16 protein-coding genes and 1 pseudogene are annotated in these 22,123 nt (G+C 61.1%); 10 read left to right on the top strand and 7 right to left on the bottom strand.

Features of this window, described 5'->3' with window-relative positions:
• Nucleotides 1–16 precede the first annotated feature (16 nt).
• From ACIPZB_RS06180 to ACIPZB_RS06150, 7 genes are all read left to right on the top strand, one after another.
• The gene (locus ACIPZB_RS06180; protein WP_400639412.1) at nucleotides 17–1,342 is read left to right on the top strand and encodes an MFS transporter; all 1,326 of its coding nucleotides are present in this window, start codon (nucleotides 17–19) and stop codon (nucleotides 1,340–1,342) included.
• 70 nt (nucleotides 1,343–1,412) lie between these two features.
• Nucleotides 1,413–2,720 carry an OprD family porin gene (locus tag ACIPZB_RS06175; RefSeq protein WP_400639411.1) on the top strand — a complete coding sequence of 436 codons (1,308 nt, stop codon included), beginning with the start codon at nucleotides 1,413–1,415 and terminating at the stop codon, nucleotides 2,718–2,720.
• Nucleotides 2,721–2,777: 57 nt separating this feature from the next.
• The gene (locus tag ACIPZB_RS06170) at nucleotides 2,778–3,167 is read left to right on the top strand and encodes a RidA family protein (RefSeq protein ID WP_400639410.1); all 390 of its coding nucleotides are present in this window, start codon (nucleotides 2,778–2,780) and stop codon (nucleotides 3,165–3,167) included.
• A complete protein-coding gene (locus ACIPZB_RS06165; protein ID WP_400639409.1) occupies nucleotides 3,164–3,790 on the top strand; it encodes an RraA family protein in 627 nt (208 codons plus the stop codon). The genes ACIPZB_RS06170 and ACIPZB_RS06165 overlap by 4 nt, the downstream gene beginning before the upstream one ends.
• A gap of 652 nt (nucleotides 3,791–4,442) precedes the next feature.
• Complete coding sequence (locus tag ACIPZB_RS06160; protein WP_400639408.1) at nucleotides 4,443–4,631, top strand: hypothetical protein; 189 nt, start codon at nucleotides 4,443–4,445, stop codon at nucleotides 4,629–4,631.
• Nucleotides 4,632–4,687: 56 nt separating this feature from the next.
• Nucleotides 4,688–5,281: a sugar O-acetyltransferase gene (locus ACIPZB_RS06155; protein ID WP_400639407.1), complete on the top strand. Its 594-nt coding sequence runs from the start codon at nucleotides 4,688–4,690 to the stop codon at nucleotides 5,279–5,281.
• A gap of 74 nt (nucleotides 5,282–5,355) precedes the next feature.
• A complete protein-coding gene (locus ACIPZB_RS06150) occupies nucleotides 5,356–6,222 on the top strand; it encodes a patatin-like phospholipase family protein (RefSeq protein WP_400639406.1) in 867 nt (288 codons plus the stop codon).
• Between the two features lie 10 nt (nucleotides 6,223–6,232).
• On the opposite strand, the gene ACIPZB_RS06145 is transcribed toward ACIPZB_RS06150, so the two are convergent.
• Both ACIPZB_RS06145 and ACIPZB_RS06140 read right to left on the bottom strand, forming a co-directional pair.
• Entirely contained in the window at nucleotides 6,233–6,844 is a 612-nt protein-coding gene (locus tag ACIPZB_RS06145) for a dTMP kinase (RefSeq protein ID WP_400639405.1), read from the bottom strand.
• A gap of 91 nt (nucleotides 6,845–6,935) precedes the next feature.
• Nucleotides 6,936–7,637 (bottom strand): DUF3053 domain-containing protein, encoded by a 702-nt coding sequence (locus ACIPZB_RS06140; protein WP_400639404.1) that lies wholly within the window; start codon nucleotides 7,635–7,637, stop codon nucleotides 6,936–6,938.
• 692 nt (nucleotides 7,638–8,329) lie between these two features.
• On the opposite strand from ACIPZB_RS06140, the gene acnB reads away from it, so the two are divergent.
• Complete coding sequence (acnB, locus tag ACIPZB_RS06135) at nucleotides 8,330–10,930, top strand: bifunctional aconitate hydratase 2/2-methylisocitrate dehydratase (protein WP_400639403.1); 2,601 nt, start codon at nucleotides 8,330–8,332, stop codon at nucleotides 10,928–10,930.
• Between the two features lie 107 nt (nucleotides 10,931–11,037).
• Here acnB and ACIPZB_RS06130 read toward each other — a convergent pair.
• The 3 genes and pseudogenes from ACIPZB_RS06130 to ACIPZB_RS06120 all read right to left on the bottom strand — a co-directional run.
• Nucleotides 11,038–11,211 (bottom strand): annotated as a pseudogene (locus tag ACIPZB_RS06130) (magnesium transporter CorA); the annotation flags it as partial.
• Between the two features lie 16 nt (nucleotides 11,212–11,227).
• Nucleotides 11,228–12,721 (bottom strand): sensor histidine kinase, encoded by a 1,494-nt coding sequence (locus tag ACIPZB_RS06125; RefSeq protein ID WP_400639402.1) that lies wholly within the window; start codon nucleotides 12,719–12,721, stop codon nucleotides 11,228–11,230.
• Between the two features lie 266 nt (nucleotides 12,722–12,987).
• Complete coding sequence (locus tag ACIPZB_RS06120; RefSeq protein WP_400639401.1) at nucleotides 12,988–13,656, bottom strand: isochorismatase family protein; 669 nt, start codon at nucleotides 13,654–13,656, stop codon at nucleotides 12,988–12,990.
• Between the two features lie 249 nt (nucleotides 13,657–13,905).
• Between ACIPZB_RS06120 and ACIPZB_RS06115 the strand changes: the two genes are divergently transcribed.
• Complete coding sequence (locus tag ACIPZB_RS06115) at nucleotides 13,906–15,747, top strand: diguanylate cyclase domain-containing protein (RefSeq protein WP_400639400.1); 1,842 nt, start codon at nucleotides 13,906–13,908, stop codon at nucleotides 15,745–15,747.
• Nucleotides 15,748–15,884: 137 nt separating this feature from the next.
• Nucleotides 15,885–16,304 (top strand): glycine zipper domain-containing protein, encoded by a 420-nt coding sequence (locus tag ACIPZB_RS06110; protein WP_400639399.1) that lies wholly within the window; start codon nucleotides 15,885–15,887, stop codon nucleotides 16,302–16,304.
• Between the two features lie 77 nt (nucleotides 16,305–16,381).
• On the opposite strand, the gene potE is transcribed toward ACIPZB_RS06110, so the two are convergent.
• The gene (gene potE / locus ACIPZB_RS06105) at nucleotides 16,382–17,722 is read right to left on the bottom strand and encodes a putrescine-ornithine antiporter (protein ID WP_400639398.1); all 1,341 of its coding nucleotides are present in this window, start codon (nucleotides 17,720–17,722) and stop codon (nucleotides 16,382–16,384) included.
• A 146-nt stretch (nucleotides 17,723–17,868) separates the two neighbouring features.
• On the bottom strand, nucleotides 17,869–21,996 hold the full coding sequence (locus ACIPZB_RS06100) for an autotransporter outer membrane beta-barrel domain-containing protein (protein ID WP_400639397.1): 4,128 nt from the start codon (nucleotides 21,994–21,996) through the stop codon (nucleotides 17,869–17,871).
• Between the last annotated feature and the right edge of the window lie 127 nt (nucleotides 21,997–22,123).

Genomic DNA, 22,123 nt, shown 5'->3' with positions numbered 1-22,123 from the left:
TCGGGAGAAAAAGGCAATGACCAGTCCTGCGTACACCGAGGTTGCCGGCGTGCAACCAGAACGCACCGCCGACATGAGAAAAGTCGCGGTCGCCAGCGTGATCGGCACCACCGTCGAGTGGTATGACCTGTTCCTCTTCGCCACGGCTTCGGCCCTGGTGTTCAACAAGATCTTCTTCCCCGGGTTTGACCCGTTGGTCGGTACATTACTGGCTTTCGGCACCTTCGCCTCGGCCTATGGTGCACGATTGATCGGCGCCGCGTTGTTCGGCCATTTCGGCGACCGCCTGGGACGCAAGTCGATGCTGCTGATCTCGCTGCTGACCATGGGCGCGGCCACCTTCGCCATCGGCCTGTTACCCAGCTATGAGTCGGTGGGCATCTGGGCCCCCATCATGCTGCTGACCTTGCGCATCATCCAGGGCCTCGCCCTGGGTGGCGAATGGGGTGGCGCCGTGCTGATGGCCGTGGAGCATGCGCCCAAGCACCAACGTGGCCTGTATGGCTCGTGGGTACAGATCGGCGTACCGGCAGGCACGATGCTGGCCAACCTGGTGTTCCTGCTGTTCGCCACCACCTTGACCAGCGAGCAACTGCTGGATTGGGGCTGGCGGGTGCCGTTCCTGCTCAGCGTCCTGTTGATCGCGCTGGGCCTCTACATCCGCCTCAACATCCATGAAACACCGTCGTTCAAAGCCGTGGAGAACAAGGGGGCGCAGGTCAAGGTGCCGCTCCTGGAGGTGTTTCGCAAATACTGGAAGCAGGTGATCCTCGGGGGTGTCGCGGCCATGTCGACGGGCACTTCTTACAACCTGATCGTCGCTTTTGGTCTGACCTATGGCACCCAGACCCTGGGTTTCTCCCGTGGCGAAATGCTCAGCGTGGTGCTGGTTGCCTGTGCCGCCTGTATCGTCATGCTGCCCGTTTTCGGCGCACTGTCCGACCGGTTCGGTCGCAAGCCGATCATCATCGGCGGGATCATCGCCGAGGCCCTCGTGGCGTTCCCGATGTTCTGGCTCATGGACACCAAGGAACTGGGACTGGTGTTCGCCGGCTATTTGCTGATGATGACCGCCTTCGCAGCCAACTACGGTCCCATCGCCACGTTCCTCGCCGAACTGTTCGGTACCCGGGTGCGTTATTCCGGACTGTCGATCAGTTACATGCTTTGCGGCTTGCTGGGCAGCGCCGCGACCCCGTTGGTGACCACTGCACTGCTGTCGCTCACCGGCAAGGGCTCCTCGATCGCCTGGTACATGGTCGCATCGGCAATCGTCTCGCTGATCGCCCTCCTGCTGCTCACCGAAACCTTCAAACGGGACATCGACCACGCACGGCAGTAAGCCGTGGCTTGCCCCTGAGTCGCCCGCCAGTCGAGCGGGCCCTTCCTGACACCGTTTGCAGAGTTTCAAGATGAACAAATACCTGATCAGCGCAGGCGCCTTCGCCTTGGCGCCGTTTGCCCAGGCTGACGTGCTGGGTGATAGCCACGCCACCCTCGGGCTGCGCAACTTCTACTTCAACAACGATTTCCGCGACCAGGCCGGTAGCCTGGGTCAGAGCAAGACCGAAGAGTGGGCACAGGCCTTTGTCCTTGATTTCAGGTCTGGCTTTACCCAAGGACCGGTAGGTATGGGCCTGGATGCCCTGGGCATGCTGGGCATGACGCTCGACAGCGGCGACGGGCGCCATCGCGGCAGCAACATGATCCCCGACGAGGGTGACGGTGCCGCCAGCCAATGGAGCCGCCTTGGCGTGACGCCGAAGTTGAAGGTGGCGAACACTGAACTGCGCTACGGCACCCTGCTACCCAAGCTGCCGGTACTGACCTACAACGATGGTCGCCTGTTGCCGCAGACCTTCGAAGGTGCGCAGATTACCTCCTCTGACCTCGACGGACTGACGTTGACTGGCGGTCGTCTCAACCGGGCCACGGGGCGCGGCTCCAGTGACCGCACCGGGCTGGCGGTGGCCGGTGGTAGCCGCGAGAGCGACCAGTTCCTGTTCGCCGGTGGCGACTACCAGTTGGGCAAACAGCTCACGGCGCAGTACTACTTCGCCAACCTGGAGGATTACTACAACCAGCATTTCGTTGGCCTCATCCATACCTTGCCGCTTTCTGCAGGTCAGTCACTGCGCACCGATCTGCGCTATTTCCGCACCCTCGCCGACGGCGCCAATGACTCTGCTGCCGGACGTGCCAGTGGCTATCGAGTCGGCGGCTACACCGAGGACGGTGACGGCAAAATCGATAACCACACCTGGAGCGCCTCGCTCACCTACGCCGTGCAGGGCCATGCGTTGATGGCCGGCTACCAGCAGGTGTCCGACGCCAGCAACTTCGTGCAGCCAAACCAAGGCGCGCTCGAAGGCAAAGGCGCATCCGGCGCCAGCATCTACCTGCTCACCGACCGCATGCTCGCCAGCTTCAACCGTGCTGGCGAACGCACCGCGTTCGCCCAGTACAGCTACGACTTCGCCGCTGCCGGCCTACCGGGCCTGAAGCTTTCGTTGATGTACCTCAAGGGTGACGATATCCGCACCAGCAACGGTCATGAAGCCCGCGAATGGGAGCGCGACCTTGGCCTTGACTACGTCATCCAGGATGGCGCGTTCAAAGGCCTTGGCCTGGCCTGGCGCCAGGGCCTGCTGCACTCGCAGATCGACCCCAACCAGGAACAGAACCGACTCATCGTCAGCTATAGCCTGGCGCTTTTCTGACCTACGAACCCATGCCGCCGGTGCGCCGGCGGCATGAACCAGCCAACAGGAGAAAACATGCAACGCATTCACAGCGCCCCAGGCACCATCAGCCCCGTGGGCCCCTACTCCCAAGCGGTAATCAGCGGCCATCTGGTGTTCACAGCCGGGCAGATTCCATCACTCGGCAGCCTCGACGAGCAACCCGAAAGCTTCGAGGATCAAGTCCGGCAGACATTCGCCAACCTGGCCGCGATCCTGGAAACCGCAGGTTCCAGCTTGTCCCACATCGTCAAGGTCAATGCTTACCTGACTGATCCGGCTCAGTTGCTGCCTTTCAACCAGGTCTACCAGGAAATACTGGGGCATGCGCCACCTGCTCGCACCACTGTCTGTGTACAGCTCTGGGGCGTGAGCCTGGAGATCGACTGCGTCGCCGAACTGATCGACATGGAGTGTGCCAAATGACTCACGAATCATTGACCGCAAAGCTTCGTGAAGTGAGCTTCGCCACACTCGGCCATTTCCTGGAGCGCGGGTTCGTCAATCACGCCATCGGTGCCATGGTCCCAGGGGGGCGAATCGTCGGTCGTGCAGTCACCCTGCGCCTGGCAGAAGCGGATGCGTGCGCAGTAAACCGCGCCCTGATCGCCCTGCAATCCGGCGATGTACTGGTGATCGACATGGTCGGAGATCACGCCCACGCGTGCATTGGTGCGGTGACTCAGTTTGCCGCTCGCTGTGCGGGTGCCGCCGGTATCGTTGTCGATGGTCTGGTAACCGATCTGAACGAACTTCGTGCTTGCCAGTTGCCGGTATTTGCCCGCGGCACCACTCAACTGACCACCAAGCGGGTGGGTGGCGAGGAAAGCGAGCTGAACGTTGCAGTGACTTGCGGTGGCGTTGTCGTACACCCAGGCGACATTGTGCTGGCAGATGACAACGGCGTGCTGATTTTGCCCGCCGAGGAACTGACCAAGGTAATCGACCGCGCATTGGCCTCGGATCTCGCCGAACCTGAGCTGCTCGCACGCCTGCGCGACGGGCAGCCGCTAAGTACTGTACTCGTGACACATCGGAGCGTTGAGTAGCGAAGATGTACTTCCACTAGCTCAGTCCGGTGCCCTTCTGGATTGCGCATCGGGTGAATGTGCCGTTAGCTCGGGCCTGCCTGTCGCAGGCTGGCCTTGAGCCTAAAGAGAACATTTGTACTCCCGCCATTTTCTGACCATGACCTTGGAGGTTCTAGCAGGTAATATCCTGGATTTGACGCTCCAGGAACAAGATCACACTATGACCTTCGATGATTGCGATCACGTACCTCCAGTCGCACTCACGGCTCGGGAAGTATGCCAAGTCCTGCGAGAAGTCGTGTTTGGACGCCGGACGATGGCTAAGGTAGGCAACCAAAGCTGGGACGAGGTGTACGCCTGCCACTTTGATGTGGACATCGAAGGGTGGCGAGTCACGCTCTATAACGATTGCGAAGCACTCGACTACTGCGAGCACTGTGTGAGTCCGGATGGGAATCGCTGGGCTTTCGATCCAGGTGATCGCACAGATCCGATAGCGCTGTTATCTACCTGGGAGCATCTATGCCTTGAGCGGATGCTGAAGGCCCTGTAACGAGTCTGTTCGGGACCTCAATGCGCGTCTTCGCTGCTTGGCAGTGAATGCTTGTCCTGCGCGCTGCCTTGACTGTGTAAGCTACTCACCTTTTGTCGTGTACCGTTGGAAGACCTGATGAATAAATTGATCCTGCCTGTCGCCATCTTCGTTAGCGTGATCATCGCTGGGAAGGTATCCGAGCATTTCGGCCTGGAGGGCAACTGGAAAATCGGATTGCTGTGTCTGGTTGCTGCTGTCGTGCAAATAGCAGTGACCCGCTTTCAGCGCTCGCGACAGAAATCGGTGCTCGACTCGCGCAGTTGATGCGTAGGAGCTTCCGTGCGTAGGGTGGGCAACGCCCAAGCTTGGTTGAGGAACAGATGCCAGACCTTGAATCACAACTGACCCGGATCCGCTCCGGTCAGATGTACAACGACCTGACGCCCGAACTGGTAGCGGCCAGGGAGCAGACGGTGCTGCTGACGAATCAGTACAACAGCGCATTCTCCAGGCCCGCTAGCGAGCGTGAGGATATCCTCCGGCAGTTGGTGGGTAGCCTGGGTACCTCTGTACATTTTGAACCGACCTTTCGATGCGAGTTTGGCCGGCACATTCACATCGGCAACAACTTCTACGCCAACTTCGACTGCGTCATGCTCGATGGAGGCGGAATCACCATTGGTGATGACGTGCTACTGGGCCCGCGCGTCGGCATCTACACCTCCAACCATGCCATCGACCCCGCCGAGCGCGCAGCGGGAGGTTGCTATGCCAGACCCGTGAGTATTGGCAATCGCGTCTGGGTGGGCGCAGGCGTGCACATCAACCCAGGCGTGACCATCGGTGAAGGATCGATCATCGGCTCCGGCAGTGTCGTCACTTCGGACATACCACCGCACGTCATCGCAGCCGGTGTGCCTTGCAGGGTCATCCGAGCGATTACCGAAGCAGATAAGACGGGATACACGCCCTGAGCGTTGTTCGCCAGGAGTGACGCCACCCCGCCAGCTACACTCAGTCGACACATGTCTGCACAGAGACAGTCGCCATGGCTACGCAAACCGCAATCGTGTTCGCTGGTGGCGGCAGCCTGGGAGCGGTGCAGGTAGGCATGTTGAGGGCCTTGGTCGAGGCCGATGTTCAATTCGACAGGGTGATTGGCGCTTCGGTAGGCGCTATCAACGGTGCCTATTTTGCGGCACGCCCCAACGCCCAGGGTGTCGAGACGTTGGCCGAATTCTGGCGAGGGCTGAGTCGAACTGACATCTTCCCCCTGTCTTGGCTCGATACCTGTAGGGGGCTGATCAACCGACGTGGTTTTCTGCTGCAGCCGGCAGCATTGCACCGATTGCTGGGTAACGCTCTGCCTATTCATCGCATCGAGGATGCGCAACTGCCCTTGCACATCGTCACCACCAATCTGCTCAGTGGTGCCGAGACCGTTCTATCCAGTGGCGAACTTGAGCAAGCATTACTGGCCAGCGCGGCCATTCCGCTGGTGTTCCCTTGCGTACAGATCGGCGACCAGTTTCTGGTGGATGGCGCAGTGGCCAGCAATACGCCCATTTCGACTGCCGTAGCACTAGGCGCCAGCAAGGTCGTGGTCATCCCCACCGGTGTCAGTTGCGCCCTGACACGGCCGCCGAGAGGGCTGGTTGCCCTGGCCCTGCACACCGTCAATTTGATGAGCATGCGTCAGCTGGTGAGTGACATCGAACACTTTTGCACGCACACCAGCCTGCACATCGTTCCGCCCCTGTGCCCTGTTGATGTCTCCGTGTTCAACTTCGAGCAGACCGAATCACTGCTGGAGCGTGCCTATGAGCAGACGCTTCGATGGCTGGAGCACGGTGGGCTTGAACGAACCAAGGTGCCGGGTGCCCTCACCCTTCACTCTCATGCCCATGAGCACTGAATGAGGTACTTCAGCGCAGGACGCTATAAATCTCAGCGACAATCTGCATCGTTGCGTCTTGGATCGTTCCTTCATTCCGGCATAACACCCAGCCGTGATCTGCGGCCGCTCGCTCGAACGCCTGGGTACTGGCAACTTGTTCTTCCAGCTTGTACATCACGGTACTGCTCAGCCCACGCGTTCGTGCCGCTGCCCTCGCCCATGAAATTTCCGGGTCGGTGAAAACCCCGACATGCAGGTCTGGCACGCGCACGTTTCGATCCATGTTCAGCTGCAGGATCTCTGCAAAGGGGAGCATCCGGCGAAATGCGGCATCAGAGGGGTACCAGCGATCGATCAGGATGATGCTATCGGCTGGCTGTTTAGGCAGCACGTGCTGGGATATCCAGGTACGGCTATCAGCAAAACGCTCGCAAACCCCCAACTCCAGAGCCCGGCTGGGATGTCTGACGAGTTGATTGACCAGGGCCATGGTTTCACCCCTGAAGGGATCGCTCTTTTTCTCACAAAGCCGGATCACCTTCTTGTTGTCCGCCCTCAGTACTGCCGTAACGGCTTCCAAAAGCGTGGTCTTGCCGGTGCCCTTGGGCCCATCTAGCGAAATAAACAGCGGACGATTCATTCTTCAAATTACGATTGAGGGTTCAAAACCAGCGCTTGCGCAGAAGCGGGCTTACCGAGGTACCGGACCGCCCGCTCCTGCTGGTGCGGCGTTAGCGCCCGAGCATGACTGTTTTCAGTCGCGCCTGAGCCTGCTGGACGGTCTGGGCCTGGGTATTCAGGTCCGCCAGCATAGCATTGAGTTCAGCCTGAACCTTGGGATCCGACACCTTCACGATCGGCCCGTTGATTTCGATCTTGGCCTTGTTCGCGTCCACGTAGTCGGCGATTTTCAGGCTGCTGTCGAGGGTGCCATTGATCTGCGGCAGCACCTCCAGGAAGGTATCGGCCGGTACGCTGACGGTGCGCTCGAAGGCCTTGTCGTAGACCACCTTGAGGTCTTCTGGCTGCTTGAGCTGGGCATGAGCCGTGTCGGCCTTGGCCTTCTGCTCCTGCAGCTGGCTGCCCATGTCGTTCAGGCCGGTCTGCACCGCCTTGATGTCGTCACGGCGGGCGGTCACATCGTTCAGCGAGCGCACCGCGCCTTTTTGCATCAGGTTGCCCAACGGTTTGACAGCAGCATCCATCGCGCCATTGAAGTGGGTGATGACCGCATAGTGATCGCTGTAGGGGCCGAACGCCTGCGTCTCGTCCGTGGTCAGCTTGGGCACGTGTACGCCTGGCTTGTCGACGATACGGGTCTGCAGGAATTCGCTGAAGGCAGCGCGTTGCTTGGGTTCATTGTCGCCACAGGCAGCGAGGGCGAGAGGCAGGGCAAGGGCGAGCAGCCACTTAGGGCGGAACAAGACGTTCATGTCGGTGAATCTCCTGAGGGTAAAGTAAGCACCATCCGGCGCTGAGCGCGGCGTGGCGGGACAAGAATAGTGCTTTATGCCAATGGGTCCAACAATCTCGCGCACACCGGCGGTGGCTCGATTCCCTTATACCCCTGCATGCGGCGCCAATGGAGAACACTTGTACTCCACCCTCTTCAGTAACCCGCTTAAACGTGACACGCATGAAAAAGGCCGCTCGAGAGCGGCCTTTCGACATGCTGCTACGGCTACTCGATGGTGCCGTTGATGACTTTGTCCACGTAGGCCTCCATAAACCAATCTGGCTGGTCCTCGGTTTTGTACTCAAAAGAGGTGCCGTCAGTAATCTCGGCCAACCAGACAGAGCTTTCCCCCATTTGCACCGCCCGCTCTCGTAGCGGATCTGCTGGTGAACTCCGAGTCCCAATGAGCGCCTCTGCGTCCGGACAAAATTCATCAATGTGTCAACAATCATGTTGCATTTAGCGACATTTGCTTTTAGATTTCGCCACGCAGTGCGAATGTGTCAACAATAATGAATTCAAAAGGTTTTCAGGAGCAGGGTTTCTCGGTGCTACCTCGGGTGGTCACCCTCGGAACCGGAACCTTGCACCTGTTTTATCCAGGTAACGGCCCTCCGTTACCTCACCTCGCGTGCCCACCGCCAAGCGCGCTACCTGCAGGAGATTACCGTGCTCCAAGCCTATGACCGTCACGTCCAAGAGCGCGCCGAGGAAGGCCTGCCGCCCCTCGCGCTGAACGCCGAACAAACCGCAGGCCTGATCGAGCTGCTGAAAAACCCGCCGGCCGGCCAAGAAGCCTTCCTGGTAGACCTGATCACCAACCGCGTTCCACCAGGCGTGGACGAAGCTGCCTACGTCAAGGCCGCCTTCCTGTCCGCCATCGCCAAGGGCGAAGCCAAGTCGCCGCTGATCGATCGCCAGCACGCCACCGAACTGCTGGGCACCATGCAAGGCGGCTACAACATCGAGACGCTGGTCGCGCTGCTGGATGACGCCGAACTGGGCGCCGTCGCGGCCGAACAGCTCAAGCACACTTTGCTGATGTTCGACGCCTTCCACGATGTGGTTGAAAAAGCCAAGGCTGGCAACGCCCACGCCAAGGCCGTGCTGGACGCCTGGGCTGCCGGCGAGTGGTTCACCTCGCGCCCGGCCATCGCCGACAAGTACACCCTGACCGTGTTCAAGGTGCCTGGCGAAACCAACACTGACGACCTGTCCCCTGCCCCGGACGCCTGGTCGCGCCCTGACATCCCGCTGCACGCCCTGGCCATGCTGAAAATGGCCCGCGACGGCATCGAGCCGCGCCAGCCTGGGTCGGTCGGCCCGCTGGCCCAGATCGAAGCAGTCAAGGCCAAAGGCTTCCCGGTCGCCTACGTCGGTGACGTGGTCGGTACCGGTTCCTCGCGCAAATCCGCCACCAACTCGGTGCTGTGGTTCTTCGGCGACGACATCCCCTACGTGCCGAACAAGCGCGCCGGTGGTTTCTGCTTCGGCAACAAGATCGCCCCGATCTTCTATAACACCATGGAAGACGCCGGCGCCCTGCCGATCGAGTTCGACGTCTCGAACCTGAACATGGGTGACGTGATCGACGTCTACCCCCATGCCGGTAAAGTCTGCAAGCACGGTACCGACGAGGTCCTCGCCACCTTCGAGCTGAAGACGCCGGTGCTGCTGGACGAAGTTCGCGCTGGCGGCCGTATTCCGCTGATCATCGGCCGTGGACTGACCGGCAAGGCTCGCGCCGAACTGGGGCTGCCACCTTCGGACCTGTTCCAGCAGCCTGAAGCTCCAGTGCAAAACACCAAGGGCTTCACCCTCGCGCAGAAAATGGTTGGCAAGGCTTGCGGCGTGGCCGGTATTCGTCCGGGCACCTACTGCGAACCGAAGATGACCACCGTGGGTTCCCAGGACACCACCGGCCCGATGACCCGCGACGAGCTGAAAGACCTGGCGTGCCTGGGCTTCTCTGCCGAGCTGGTGATGCAGTCGTTCTGCCACACCGCGGCCTATCCAAAGCCTGTGGACGTGAAAACCCATCACACCCTGCCGGACTTCATGCGTAACCGCGGTGGCGTGTCATTGAACGTTGGCGACGGCATCATCCACAGCTGGCTGAACCGCATGCTGCTGCCAGACACCGTGGGTACCGGTGGCGACTCGCACACCCGCTTCCCGATCGGCATCTCGTTCCCGGCAGGCTCCGGCCTTGTGGCCTTCGCCGCCGCCACCGGCGTCATGCCGCTGGACATGCCTGAGTCGGTCCTGGTGCGCTTCAAGGGCAAACTGCAGCCAGGCATCACCCTGCGCGACCTGGTCCATGCCATCCCTTACTACGCCATCCAGCAAGGCCTGCTGACCGTCGAGAAGAAAGGCAAGATCAACGCCTTCTCCGGCCGCATCCTGGAGATCGAAGGCCTGGACGACCTGACCGTCGAGCAAGCCTTCGAGCTGTCTGACGCCTCGGCCGAACGCTCCGCCGCCGGCTGCACCATCAAGCTGCCAGAGAAAGCCATCGCCGAGTACCTGCGTTCGAACATCACCCTGCTGCGCTGGATGATCGGTGAAGGCTATGGCGATGCCCGCACCCTGGAACGCCGCGCCCAAGCCATGGAAGCCTGGCTGGCCAAGCCTGAGCTGCTGTCGGCCGACGCCGATGCCGAATACGCCGAAATCATCGAAATCGACCTGGCCGAGATCAAGGAGCCTGTGCTCTGCGCGCCGAACGACCCGGATGACGCCCGTTTGCTGTCGACCGTTCAGGGTCAGGCCATCGACGAAGTGTTCATTGGTTCGTGCATGACCAACATTGGCCACTTCCGCGCAGCCGGCAAGCTGCTGGACAAGGTCGAAGGCGGCATTCCGACCCGTCTGTGGCTGGCCCCGCCCACCAAGATGGACGCCCACCAGCTGACCGAAGAAGGCTACTACGGCATCTTCGACAAAGCCGGTGCGCGCTTGGAAATGCCAGGCTGCTCGCTGTGCATGGGTAACCAGGCACGTGTGCAGACCGGTTCGACCGTGGTCTCCACCTCGACCCGCAACTTCCCGAACCGCCTGGGCGACGCTACCAACGTGTACCTGGCATCGGCGGAGCTTGCCGCTGTCGCTTCGATCATCGGCAAATTGCCGACCGTCGAAGAGTACATGGCGTTCGCCAACGACATCGACAGCATGGCGGCCGACGTCTACCGCTACCTGAGCTTCGACCAGATCGCCGAGTACCGTGAAGTGGCGGCAAGCGCCAACATCCCGGTCGTTCAAGCCTGAGTCGTACTACTGGCGCCCGTTGCGTGTAGAAACGCAACGGGCGCCAGCCCACCCTGCGAATCAGTACTCCGAACGCTTGCGAAAGGCCCAGCTTGCTGTTGGCTGGGAAGCAGTTGATCCTCGATCCGGTCAACGCTCATGCTGGTTTCGCGCACGATCTGCGTCAGAAGATCGCCCTGATCTCGCAGCAGATACACCAGCAGCTCAATGGGCGAATGAAACAGCTCACCCAGTTTCACCGACGTCCGCAGTTTGTCCACTGAATGCAAGGGGCCGAGTCGATTTCCGTGGATAAGGTCAGCCTGTTCGCCTGTCGAACTGCTGGATTTCAACACGAAATCGCAGACTGGCCCTGGTTCCCTTGGGCGACAGGCTCTGCAGGGTTGCATGCCCGCCAAAATGCTCCATGACCTGCCTGACCATCACCAGGCCGATCCCCAGCCCGCCCTGCTTGGTCGAGTAGAACGACTTGAATGCCGCCATCTGCTGCTGGCGCGTCAACCCTGGGCCTGAATCGTCAATGAACAGCAACACATCAGGGCCGTTGCGCTGCAACGTCAAGTGCAACGTGCCGCCGCCGGGCATGGCCTCGATGGCGTTGGCCAGCACACTATTGAGGACCTGGCCCAGCAGCAATCGGTGGCTGATGACCGCAACCGGTCCGTCGATATCCAACACCGTCTGTATGCGCAATTGATCGAGTCGGGGCCAGAACACGCTCAAGGCCTCATGGATGCTGGTCACCAGGTCGACCGGTTCCGCCTCGCCTTTCAACGGACGCAAGCACTGCAGCAGCTCGCCAACCCAGTCCGCCATCCGGTCGACCTGAGCAATGATGTCGTTGATGTTTCGAACCGCAGGCTGGCCGGGCGTGGCCTGGGCCAGTTCAGCGCTGCTGCGGATACTGGCCAATGGATTGCGCAGGCTGTGGGCGACAGCCGTGGACATCTCCACCAGTCCACCATACGTCTTGTTGGCTACCAGATGGTCCTGTTGCTGAGCCAAAAGGCGCGACGCGCGCAAGACGATCCAGAACAGCCCTAGATAAATGATCAGCCCCCCGATCGCCGTGGCGCCCCAGATGAGCCCGCGCCCCCGCTCCAGGCGCTCGATCAGGTCGACTGGCTCCTTGTAGATTTCCACCATGGCCAGGACCTTGCCCTGGTCGTCCAGCAGCGGAATGTAGTTTTCCACGAAGAACATCTTGGCCGGTCGGGTGAATTGCTGTTCGGTGCGTTCAGGGTCGACTTCATCGTACCGGGCGCTGACACGCCCGCCCGAACGGAAGGCAGTCTCCAGTGGACCATCCCCTTTCACCTTGCGCCCTATCAACTGGGGGTTGGTTGACCAGATAACCTCGCGATTCGCAGAAAAGATGCTCGCCAACAACAGATCCGGCAGGTTGGCCAAATGGTCGAGAAACTCCGTGCGCGCCCGGTGGCGATTCGCGAGGGTTTGCGCATCGAGCATGCCAAAGCGTTCAGCGGAGAGCACATCGCCCATTTTCATCCCGGTCAGATCATGGTGACGGATTTCGCCAACGGCGATCGACTGAATGAACTGTGCTGAAAGTAACGCATCGCGCTCCAGGCTTTCGTTGACCAGAAAACGCGTCGAGAACCAGGCCAAACCAATGGCCACACCGCTGATGATCGCGAAGCTGGTCAACGAGAATCGCCGCATGAGGTGGAACGGTTCGGTGATTTCTGTGAACGGGGTCTTCGCTTCGTCAGCGCGCCTCCATGCTGAAAATGATCTCATCGCGCCTCCAGTTGTGCAGGCCTGGCTCACGCGCGCTCATGAACCAGGTGGTGAAAATTCCCCACTTTCGGGCAAACACTGCAAGCCACGGAACACGCAGGAACACCGCAGTCCTTGGCAGGGCGGGCTGTGATCCAACTTCACAGTGCAAACCACTCCTTTGAACAGAGCAAATTAAGTGCCAAACGTAAGATGCCGGAAAGTACGACGAGCAATGCCGACCGAATTGATCCCGGACGTGTAATAGGCGGGAGAGCCCCCGGTGTAATCCGGGGGCCAGACTTGATACCTGGCAACTACCGGTATTTGTCGAGGTGCGTTTCAGGGCCATCCTTGACCACCGCTTGTGCTTTGCCAAAGCTCTCCATCAGGCATTTGTATTCCGGGCACACATGGTCGGCAAGAATCTGGGCAAAGCGCGAGCCCTCTGGCCGGTTCCAGGTTTGCATCAATTCAGCGACGATGGCGAATGTATCGGTGGGAATCGCGCCAGCCTGTGCGACCCGCGCGATGGTGGTGTCGGTTGCGAGCTTGCTCCAGTTCCCCGACGCGTCCACGACGCAATAGGCCTTGTACCCCGCTTGAACCGCGCTGACCGCAGGGAACGCCATGCAGACACTGGTCAGCGTGCCAGCGATGATCAGCGTCTTGCGCCCCGTCTTTTCAATCTCCTTCACGAACAATGGGTTGTCCCAGGTGTTGATCTGCCCCGTGCGTGGCACATACACCGCGTGCGGTGCATGTTCATGAATCTCCGGTATCAGTGGCCCATTGGGCCCGTCAGGCACGGAGGCGGTGGTGATCACCGGAATGTTCAACAGCGTCGCTGTCTTTGCGATAGCGATTACGTAGTTGCGTAGATCGGGAATAGGGACATCACGAACGGTGTTGAACAAACCGCTCTGATGATCGATAAGCAGAATGACCGCATCATCCGGGTCCAGCATTCCGTTGAGGGTAGCCATGATGTTACCTCGTAGGTCTGAGATTGACGCTGCGTGCCTCGCCGGTCTGGTGAGGCTCGTCAATCATAGACCACTAACATGCAGGGGCTATTGTCCTGGTCTGCGCCGTATTTGGATTCATCGCACGGAGATACTACTCTCCTGAACAGGATTAGCCAGATTGGCTGCTGCAGGGCCGCGCAACGATGGACATGTATCGCCATATCTTGGAGACGCAGCTGCTTTTTAGGTGATTCGCGAGAACCATTCATGACTTTGCGAAAACGATTATTGTGCCTGTTTACGCCCCCCGTGTTGTTGGTGCTGCTGGTGATGTGGATTTTGGGGCACAACCTCCTGCTCGCCAGGCTGGACCAAGAGGACAAGCAACTGCTCACGATGGAAGGCGATCGGTTGCGAGCGACGCTGGACATCTTCTTCGAGCGTGATGCCGACCGGTTGCGAGACCTGGTGCAGGTGCTGGATGATCCTGCGGCGCCGCTCACCTTGCGCCGCACCGGTTTCGACTTCGTGATCCAGGCCGCAGCCGCGGGGACACCGTTGGTATTGCAACCTGTGTCTGGGCACCGCGTTGCTTCGTTGAATGCGAGTCAACCGTTGGTTGCCGAATCGTTGCAAGCGAGCATCGAGCAAAGGCTGAGCGAACTGGCTCAGGCAGTGGTTCAACTACCGATGGGTCAACTCATCACCATCGAAGGGGTGCCGGTGATGCTCGTGGCTGCGCAGGCGAAGCGCGGCTACCTGTTTGCTGGCACGTTCCTGGACACGGCGCGCATCAATGATCTGAGGAGGCAGTTAGGTGGGACCTTGCTCTGGGCCCCACCCGTCGAAACCGAGCGAAAGGCTGCAGTCCTGGGTGATAGCGGGCAAATCAGCGTCACCCACCGGCAACTATTGGACGGCAAGCGCCACAGTATCGATCTGGTGTTCTACGACAGCGTCGGTAACCCACAACTCAGTTTGCAGTTGATACGCGACCGGCACTTGTACCTCGAAGGTATTCGCCACCTCAACATTTTCACTGCCGTGCTGGCAGCCTCCTTGATTCTGGCCTGGGTCGTCATTCACCTGGGCCTGGAGTGGTTCTTGCTGCGGCGCATCAGGCGCATGCACAGCCAACTTTCATCTATCGGCCCCGAAACGACAGGCATTCGCCTGCAAGACCGAGGCAATGACGAACTTGGCGCGCTGGCCAAAGAGGCGAACCAGATGCTGGATCGTCTTGAGCAGAGCGAAGCGCGGGATGCTGCGATCCTGGCGGGAATCCAGGAAGGGTATTTCGAGCTCGATGCCCTTGGCCATTTGCAGGCGGTCAACCCGGCCTTCTGCAGGCAGCTTGGGTATTCGCAGGAAAACGTGCTGGGCGAGCCCTTCGCCGCCTTGCTTGAAAACGACGAGGATCTGGCAGTGGTACTCGGCAGCGCAGGACAGCACAGTGGGCCGGTGTTCTCCGGCCGTATGCGTCGTGCTGACGGCAGTTTCGGGCATTACGAGGCCGGTGTTACACGCATTTTCGACAACAACGGAAAGCCTTGGGGCTACCGTGGCATCCTGCACGATGTCAGTGCCCATGTTGACTATCAGGATCTGCTCTATGACATGGCGCACAAAGATGCATTGACGGGCCTGGGTAACCGCAAAGCCTTTCACGAATACCTTCGCGGCAGGATGAGCGATAACGCGCAGCCTCTGGCGCTCTTGTTCATCGATCTGGATCGCTTCAAACAGGTGAACGATACCTACGGCCACGAAGTGGGCGATCAACTGCTCATCTGCATCGCCCGTCGCCTGGAAAATGCGGTGCGTGAACCCGATCGAGCGTTCAGGTTGGGTGGTGATGAGTTCACCCTCGTCGCGGTCGGATCCGATGCGGACGGCGCCCGGCTGTTGGCACAGCGTCTGCTTCGGGTCCTGGGCGAGCCTATTCGCTTGAATGACCACTTCATCGACTTCGTCACGCCCAGTATCGGGGTTGCACTTTCGCCGCCTGATTCCAGGGACACTGACCAATTGATAAAAGACGCCGATGCAGCGATGTACGAAGCGAAGCGGCAACGGAATCAGTACTGCATGTCGTATGCAGAGCAGTGAATGCTTGCCGAATAGCCGATGACCGGTACCGGTTCGGCTCCCCCTTTTGACCTGAGGCCCTTGAACTTGAGTTTCAGCATTGTCCTCTAATGTAAACTTGATCAGACTTTTTCTGTACACAGTTTGAGGACTGAACAATGCGCAAGATCGTATCCGTAGTGGCATTAACCCTTGTCGTCGCCCAAGCCGCAGTCGCCGGAGAGAACACCAACACTGCCGTGGGCGGCGGCCTTGGAGGTACCTTGGGCAGTGTGGTTGGCAACGCAGTGGGTGGCTCCACCGGCGCTACGATCGGCGCTGGCCTCGGGGGTGCTGCCGGTGGCGCGATGGGCGCCAAGGATGGGAAAAAGACCGAGGCTGCCATCGGTGGCGGCTTGGGCGCCGCGGGTGGTCAAGTCATTGGCCACAGTGTCGGTGGGTCGACAGGTGGGGCCGTGGGTGCCGGCCTGGGTGGCGCGGCAGGCGGGGCGATTGGCAACAGCATGGCTGATGATGATCACGACCACGGCCACGGCCACGGCAAACATAAACATCATAAAAACAAGCACAAACACTGACCCGAGGTTCGTATCGACCCGGTTTGCGGCCGACACTGCTTTGGGGCAAAGTGCCGCAACGCTCGGTTTGGCGGAACTCAGGGCTTAGGCGTAGCGTTGCTGCTGCGCGGTGACGCATCGGTGAAGCGTTGACCGAGGAACCCATACAGCAAGTAGCCGATCGCCAGCACCAGGGTGCCGCCCATCACCGCTTCCAGGCCGCAGGCGTGCAGGGCATACAACGAGTAGCCCACGGCAATCAGCAGCACCACCATGTTGCGGGTGTAGACCCCCGGCGTGACGCCAGCCTTGTGCATGATCACCAGCAAGCCAGTCAATGCAGTGATATAGGGGATCAGGTTGGTGACCGCCGCCAGGCTGACAAGCCTTGCGAACTGGGCGGCGGCATCGGGCGAGATGGTCGACAGGGCCATCACGGTTTGCAGCAAGGCACACACGGTCATGCCGATGACGGGCGCGTTCATCGAATTGACCTTGCCGAACAGCTTGAGGAAAAGGTCCTGGTCGGCCGTCATCTTGGCGGTTTGCGCCAGGGTGAATTGCCAGCCCAACAGCGAGCCGATACAGGCCACGACCGCCAGGGCCATGATGATATTGCCCACGGTCGGGTTGAATATCGTGGCATAGACCAGCGCGAAGGGTGCCGAGGAGTTGGCCAGGTCGGCGTTGGGAATGATGCCTTGGATGACCGTGGTGGACAGGACGTACACCACAGCAGCCCCCAGGGTGCCGAACAGGCAGGCCAGCGGCACGTTGCGCCGGGGGTTTTCCACCGCGTCGGTGGCCTGGGCGGCAGATTCCATGCCCAGGAACGCCCACAGGGTCAGGGGTATGGCCTTGCCGATGGCCTCGGAGATCGGCAATTGGTTGGGGTTCCAGGCCGCCATGAGGATCTCTGGCTTGAACCAGTACCAGCCGAAGATGCTCAACCCTGCGACGGGAATGATCACCCCCCATACGGTGAAGGCGCCGATCTTGCCGGTGATTTTCGGCCCGCCGAAGTTGGCGAGCGTGGTCAGCCAGATCAGCGTGATCGTGCCGACGCACAGCGGCAACGCACCGGTACCCAGCCAGGGCACGAAAGCCGTCATGTAGCCTACCGCGGAAATGGCCACCGCCACGTTGGCGATGGCCAGGGACAGAAAGTACAGATAGGAGCAAAGGAAGAACCCTGACTTCGCATGCGCTTCTTCGGTGTAGGCCGACAAGCCGCCGGAACGTGTACAGAAAACCCCGCATTGCGCCAGGCAGTAAGCGATGGCCATCGAGCCGATGGCGGTAAACACCCATGACAGCAGCGAAACGGCACCCAACTGCGCCATGCTGGTGGGCAACAGGATGATCCCAGAGCCCATCATGTTCACCGTCACCAGCGTCGTGAGCCCCATCAGGCTCATTTTCCTGCTTGCCTCAGCCATCGCAAACTCCTTGCGTCTACAAAGGTTCTGGACGTGCGCCTGGCGATTTGCTGCAACGGGTCAGGAGCGATTGCCGTATTGGGTATAGATCATTTTGACGACTTATCGCTCTGACCCCAGGTTCGCGGCGCTAGCCGGCATGCACCTCAGAACTTCACCTTGATGCCGATCATGCCTTCATGGCTTCTGCTGTCCTTGCCAAAGGCCTTCTGTACACCCAGCGAGCCGGTGATGGTGGTGCGTTCGTCGATCTGATGGTCCAGCCCCAGGTTGAGTTCGCCCCAGTTACCGCTCATGTCGGTGCCGAACGGAATGTAACCGTTGGCGGACGAGAACTCGGTCTTGGCCTTGCCCCTGAACTCATGCCACACGCTTGGGCGTACCCAGGCGTTGGTGCGCTGTACCTTGCCCTTGTCATCCGCGCGCGACCAGTCCTTGGCGATCCGCACGCCCAGTCGACCGGTCAACGAATCGACATCCTCGAAACGCACCTCGGCAGCAGGGTCACGGGCGTCATCCACGTTGAGCTTGCTGAAGATCAGCTGGACCTGCGGTTCGATATGCAGGTCGCGGTCGTTTGTGGCATCGAACGGATAACCGCCTTCCAGTGACGCGGTAACACCGCGCCCGCGGGTCTTGAGCCCGGCCAACTGGTTGGAGTTGGCCTTGATGTCGAACCGGTTCAGTTGCAGCACGCCATCCAGGTACCAGCCTTCTGGCCCGAAATGGGTCCAGTAGCCCCCCACACCGTAGGCGCGCAACAGGTCATCACCCGCCTGGATACCGTCACGGTGCTCGACGCTGGCGGCTACTCTGCCGATATTCAGCGACAGGCCCGCCTGATCGGTGCTGCCGTCCGTGTCTTCCTTGCGGTACAGGTCACTGCCCACCTGGAAGGCCTGGATGCGGTAGTCCGTGCGGGCGCCCTCGCCCAGGTCATCCTTGCCCTTGCGGTAGATCAGGCGTCCCCAGCCCAGGCTCGGGCCGTACTCTTTTTCGACGGACGCTGGCACGGGGTCACTGGCCAAGCGGCGCTCCTCGCCTACCCGCTCATGCAGGGTATCGACCATGGCATGGCTGTAGCTCAGCAGCATCGACGGCAACGCACGGTACAGCGAGGTTTCCGGGCGGTAGTTGGGTACCTGTGGCGCTCGCGGCACCTGGGCGGTATCGGGCACTTGCGCCGTGTCGGGGATTTGCGGGGTATCGGGTGTTTGCGGATTATCGGGAGTCCGTGGCGTGTCAGGCGTTTGCGGAGTATCGGGCGTTTTTGGCGTGTCAGGTACTACGGGGGTATCGGGTACCGTCTCAACGGTCGAGCGCAGGTACCAGGCCTGGCCGTTGCTGTCGTCCTGGCTGCCACGATACAGGTTGTACTCGTATGGGCCGGCGACCACCCGGTTCAACAGGCGGAAGGCCGTCGGATCGGTGACGGCGCCGTTCAGGGCATCCACCACCAGGATGCCGTTACCCTGGGTGATCGCGCCTGGGCCGCCAGCATTGGTGATCAGCAGATTGCTGCTGCCTGTGGCTGCGCCGCCATCGATGACCACCTTGTCCGACGCAGAACCGTCCGTGTAGAGGTAGGTGTTAAGCCCGATCGTGCCGTTGCTGCCGTTGTAGCTATTGACGGTGAGGGTCTTGAAACTGCCGGCCAGCGGCGCGCTGAAGTCGATCACACTCGCCTGGTTGCTCAAATGGCTGAGGTTCGAGTCGCCCGTCAGGTTCCACAGGCTGCTGTCGCGCAGGGTTACCTGCGAACTGCTGCCAGGCGCGGTGCGGGCCGAGCCGTCGAGTACCGAGCCTGCAACGTCGACATTCGCCCTGCCGATGCTCTCCAGGGTCTTGCCAACGCCCTGCCACTGGCCAGTGCCCATGTCCGGCAGCTGGGTAGCGTCGCTGGCCACCGCCTGATCGACGTTCAACCACTGGCCACTGCCGCCGACGATGCTGTCCGTGAGGCTGATATCCGCCACACCGGCAACGCCGAGGGTGGCGCCGGACTGGTTACGCAGCACGCTGGAATCGATGTCGACCACGCTTTCGAGTGCTTCGGTGCCCTGGGCATACAGCGCCGCGGCCTGTTGGCCAGAAGCACTGAAGGTACTGGCGCTGGCCGCTAGCAGGCTGCCGTTCTTGGCGACGGCGGCATGGCCCAGGTCACCGTGGGAATTGAGGCTGACATGGTCCAACTGGATGCTGGAACGGTTATTGGCCAACGCGCCAAGGGCACTTTCACCTTGGGTGACGACGCTGGTGTCACTGGCGCTCAGGCGTGCACCGCCCTCCGCTTGCAGGCCATGGGAAAGCCGTCCGGAGGTGGCAAGGGTCGAACCGGTGAGGTCCAGCGTCGCTTCAGGGGCCTGGTTGTTGCGGCTGACCATGGCAGCGGCGGCTGAATCGCCCAAGGTCTGGACGCTCACATTGCGTGCAACCAGGCTGACCGCCCCCGGTTTCAGGGTGCCGATACCGGCATAAAGCCCGGTCGAATACTGCCCTTCGGTTTTCACCTGAAGGTCTTCCAGCAGCATGCTGCCGCCGTCGTCCACCGCGGCGCCATAGGCCTGGGTGCCGGTGGTGTGCAGCGAAGTGCCGTAGGCATTGAGTTGGGCGCCCTCGTTGCGTGAAACCAGGGCGTGAGGGAACGTGAGGTTCCCAGCAACAGGCGAGCCGTTACCGCTGGTGCTGACCGTACCGCCATACAGCGAGACGGTGGAGCCGGCATCGGCCACCACGCCCATCGCGTTGTCGTTGCCCGAGGTGCGCACCGTCAGGTCGCGGGCGACCACCGTGGCGCTACCCGCGCTCAGGCCTGCCGAGTAATTGCCCTGGGTATCGATCAGGCCGCCGTTCAGCTCCAGCTGCGCGCCGGCCAGGGCACGCACGCCATAGCTGGTTCTCTGGGTGGTGAACACCACGCTGTCATTCAGGATCAGGTGCGATCCACTGCCCTCCACCTGCGCGCCGAAGCCCCACGGGCCGGGCAAGGTGCCAATCGGGTCGAGGCTGATGCGGCTGCGGCTGACCACAGCGTCGGCACCGCTATTGACGTAGACACCGTGAGCGCGGACCCCGCCCACGTCTACCTGGCTGTCGCTGACACTGGCGCGGCTACCGCTGCCCTCGACCAATACGCCATGGCCATAGGTGCCCTGGGTAGATAGCCGGCTGTCTTCGAGGACCACCTGAGCGCCATTGCTGGCCCGGGCCCCGGCAGCGATCTCTGCGGCGTTGCCGGCCCCCGAGATGGCCACGTTGCTGTCGCTCAGGCGCACCAGGCTGGCGCTCCCGTCGGCCCGCACGCCACCCACGAAGTTGCCGGTGGCTGTGGCCTGCACCGCATCGGCAAGAATGCTTGCACCGCCAAGCGCATGCAGCACAGCCGTGCCGGTGGTGCTGGTGGCGGCACCAACGCTGGTGAACTGGCTACGCTGGAGCTGGATTTGCGCGCCGTCCTCGGCGCGAGCGCCACTGGACGAGCTGGCACTGCTCTGCACCTGGATGTCGCTGGCGTCTATCCGGCTGCCTGCGCCCGTCGCCTTGAGCGCATGGCTGGCCGTCGTCGGGCTGCTGGCGCCAGTCACGGTGATTTGCGTGCCTTGCCCGAGCGACAGGCTGCCACCCTCCTGGGCAAGTGCCGCCACCGAACCCTTGGATTGGGTGCTGACGCTGCCACCGGTGAAGGCGATGTGGCTGTCTTTACCGCTTGCCACCAGCCCCTGGTTGTTCAGGCCGCTGGCGCCACCCCCGAGGGTGACCTGGGTGTCGTGCAAGGTGACCTGGCCACCCCCGGTGGCACGCACGCCCGTCATGTTGCTGGCGGTGACCGCGGTACCATTGGCGGCCTGGGGTACCAGGCTGATGGTGACATGCGAACCGCTCAGCTGGCCGCCATCCCGTGCCACCAGGGCGCTCTGACCATTGGCGTTGGCAGCGGTGAGCGCACTGGAGACGACGCTTGCGTGATCGAAACCGATGCTGCTGGCTGCCGGCGCCAGCACACCGATGGTGCGGGCTGCGGCCAGTAGCACACTGGCCTGGTCATGGGGGCCACTGACGTTGATGCCGATACCGTCTGCCGTGTTGACCACAAGGGGTGCCGGCGCGCCCAGCAGCAGGCCCGGAAACGCCAGGGGCACGATACGCGTGTCGGCGGCCCAGCCGTCGATCGGCTGCAGGGTGAACAACCCTGCAAGCAGCAGGCCCAGTGCTTGGGCAAGGCGGGTTCGCTCAAATCGCGGCGAGCCGGAATGGGTGGTGTGGGAGTGGTTCATGGCAACCTCGCGGGCGCTGGAAAAGTGATGCCAGAAGCTTGCGCGCGCGACTTCGCAACAGATGTCGGAACAGTTTCAGTGCAGTTGTAGGAATGTTTCCCGACTTGAGGGCTGGTCTATGCTTGGC

The sequence above is a fragment of the Pseudomonas sp. NPDC089396 genome (genome assembly GCF_044749545.1).
Classification (GTDB): Bacteria; Pseudomonadota; Gammaproteobacteria; order Pseudomonadales; family Pseudomonadaceae; genus Aquipseudomonas.
This window is presented reverse-complemented; position numbering and strand designations above follow the sequence as displayed.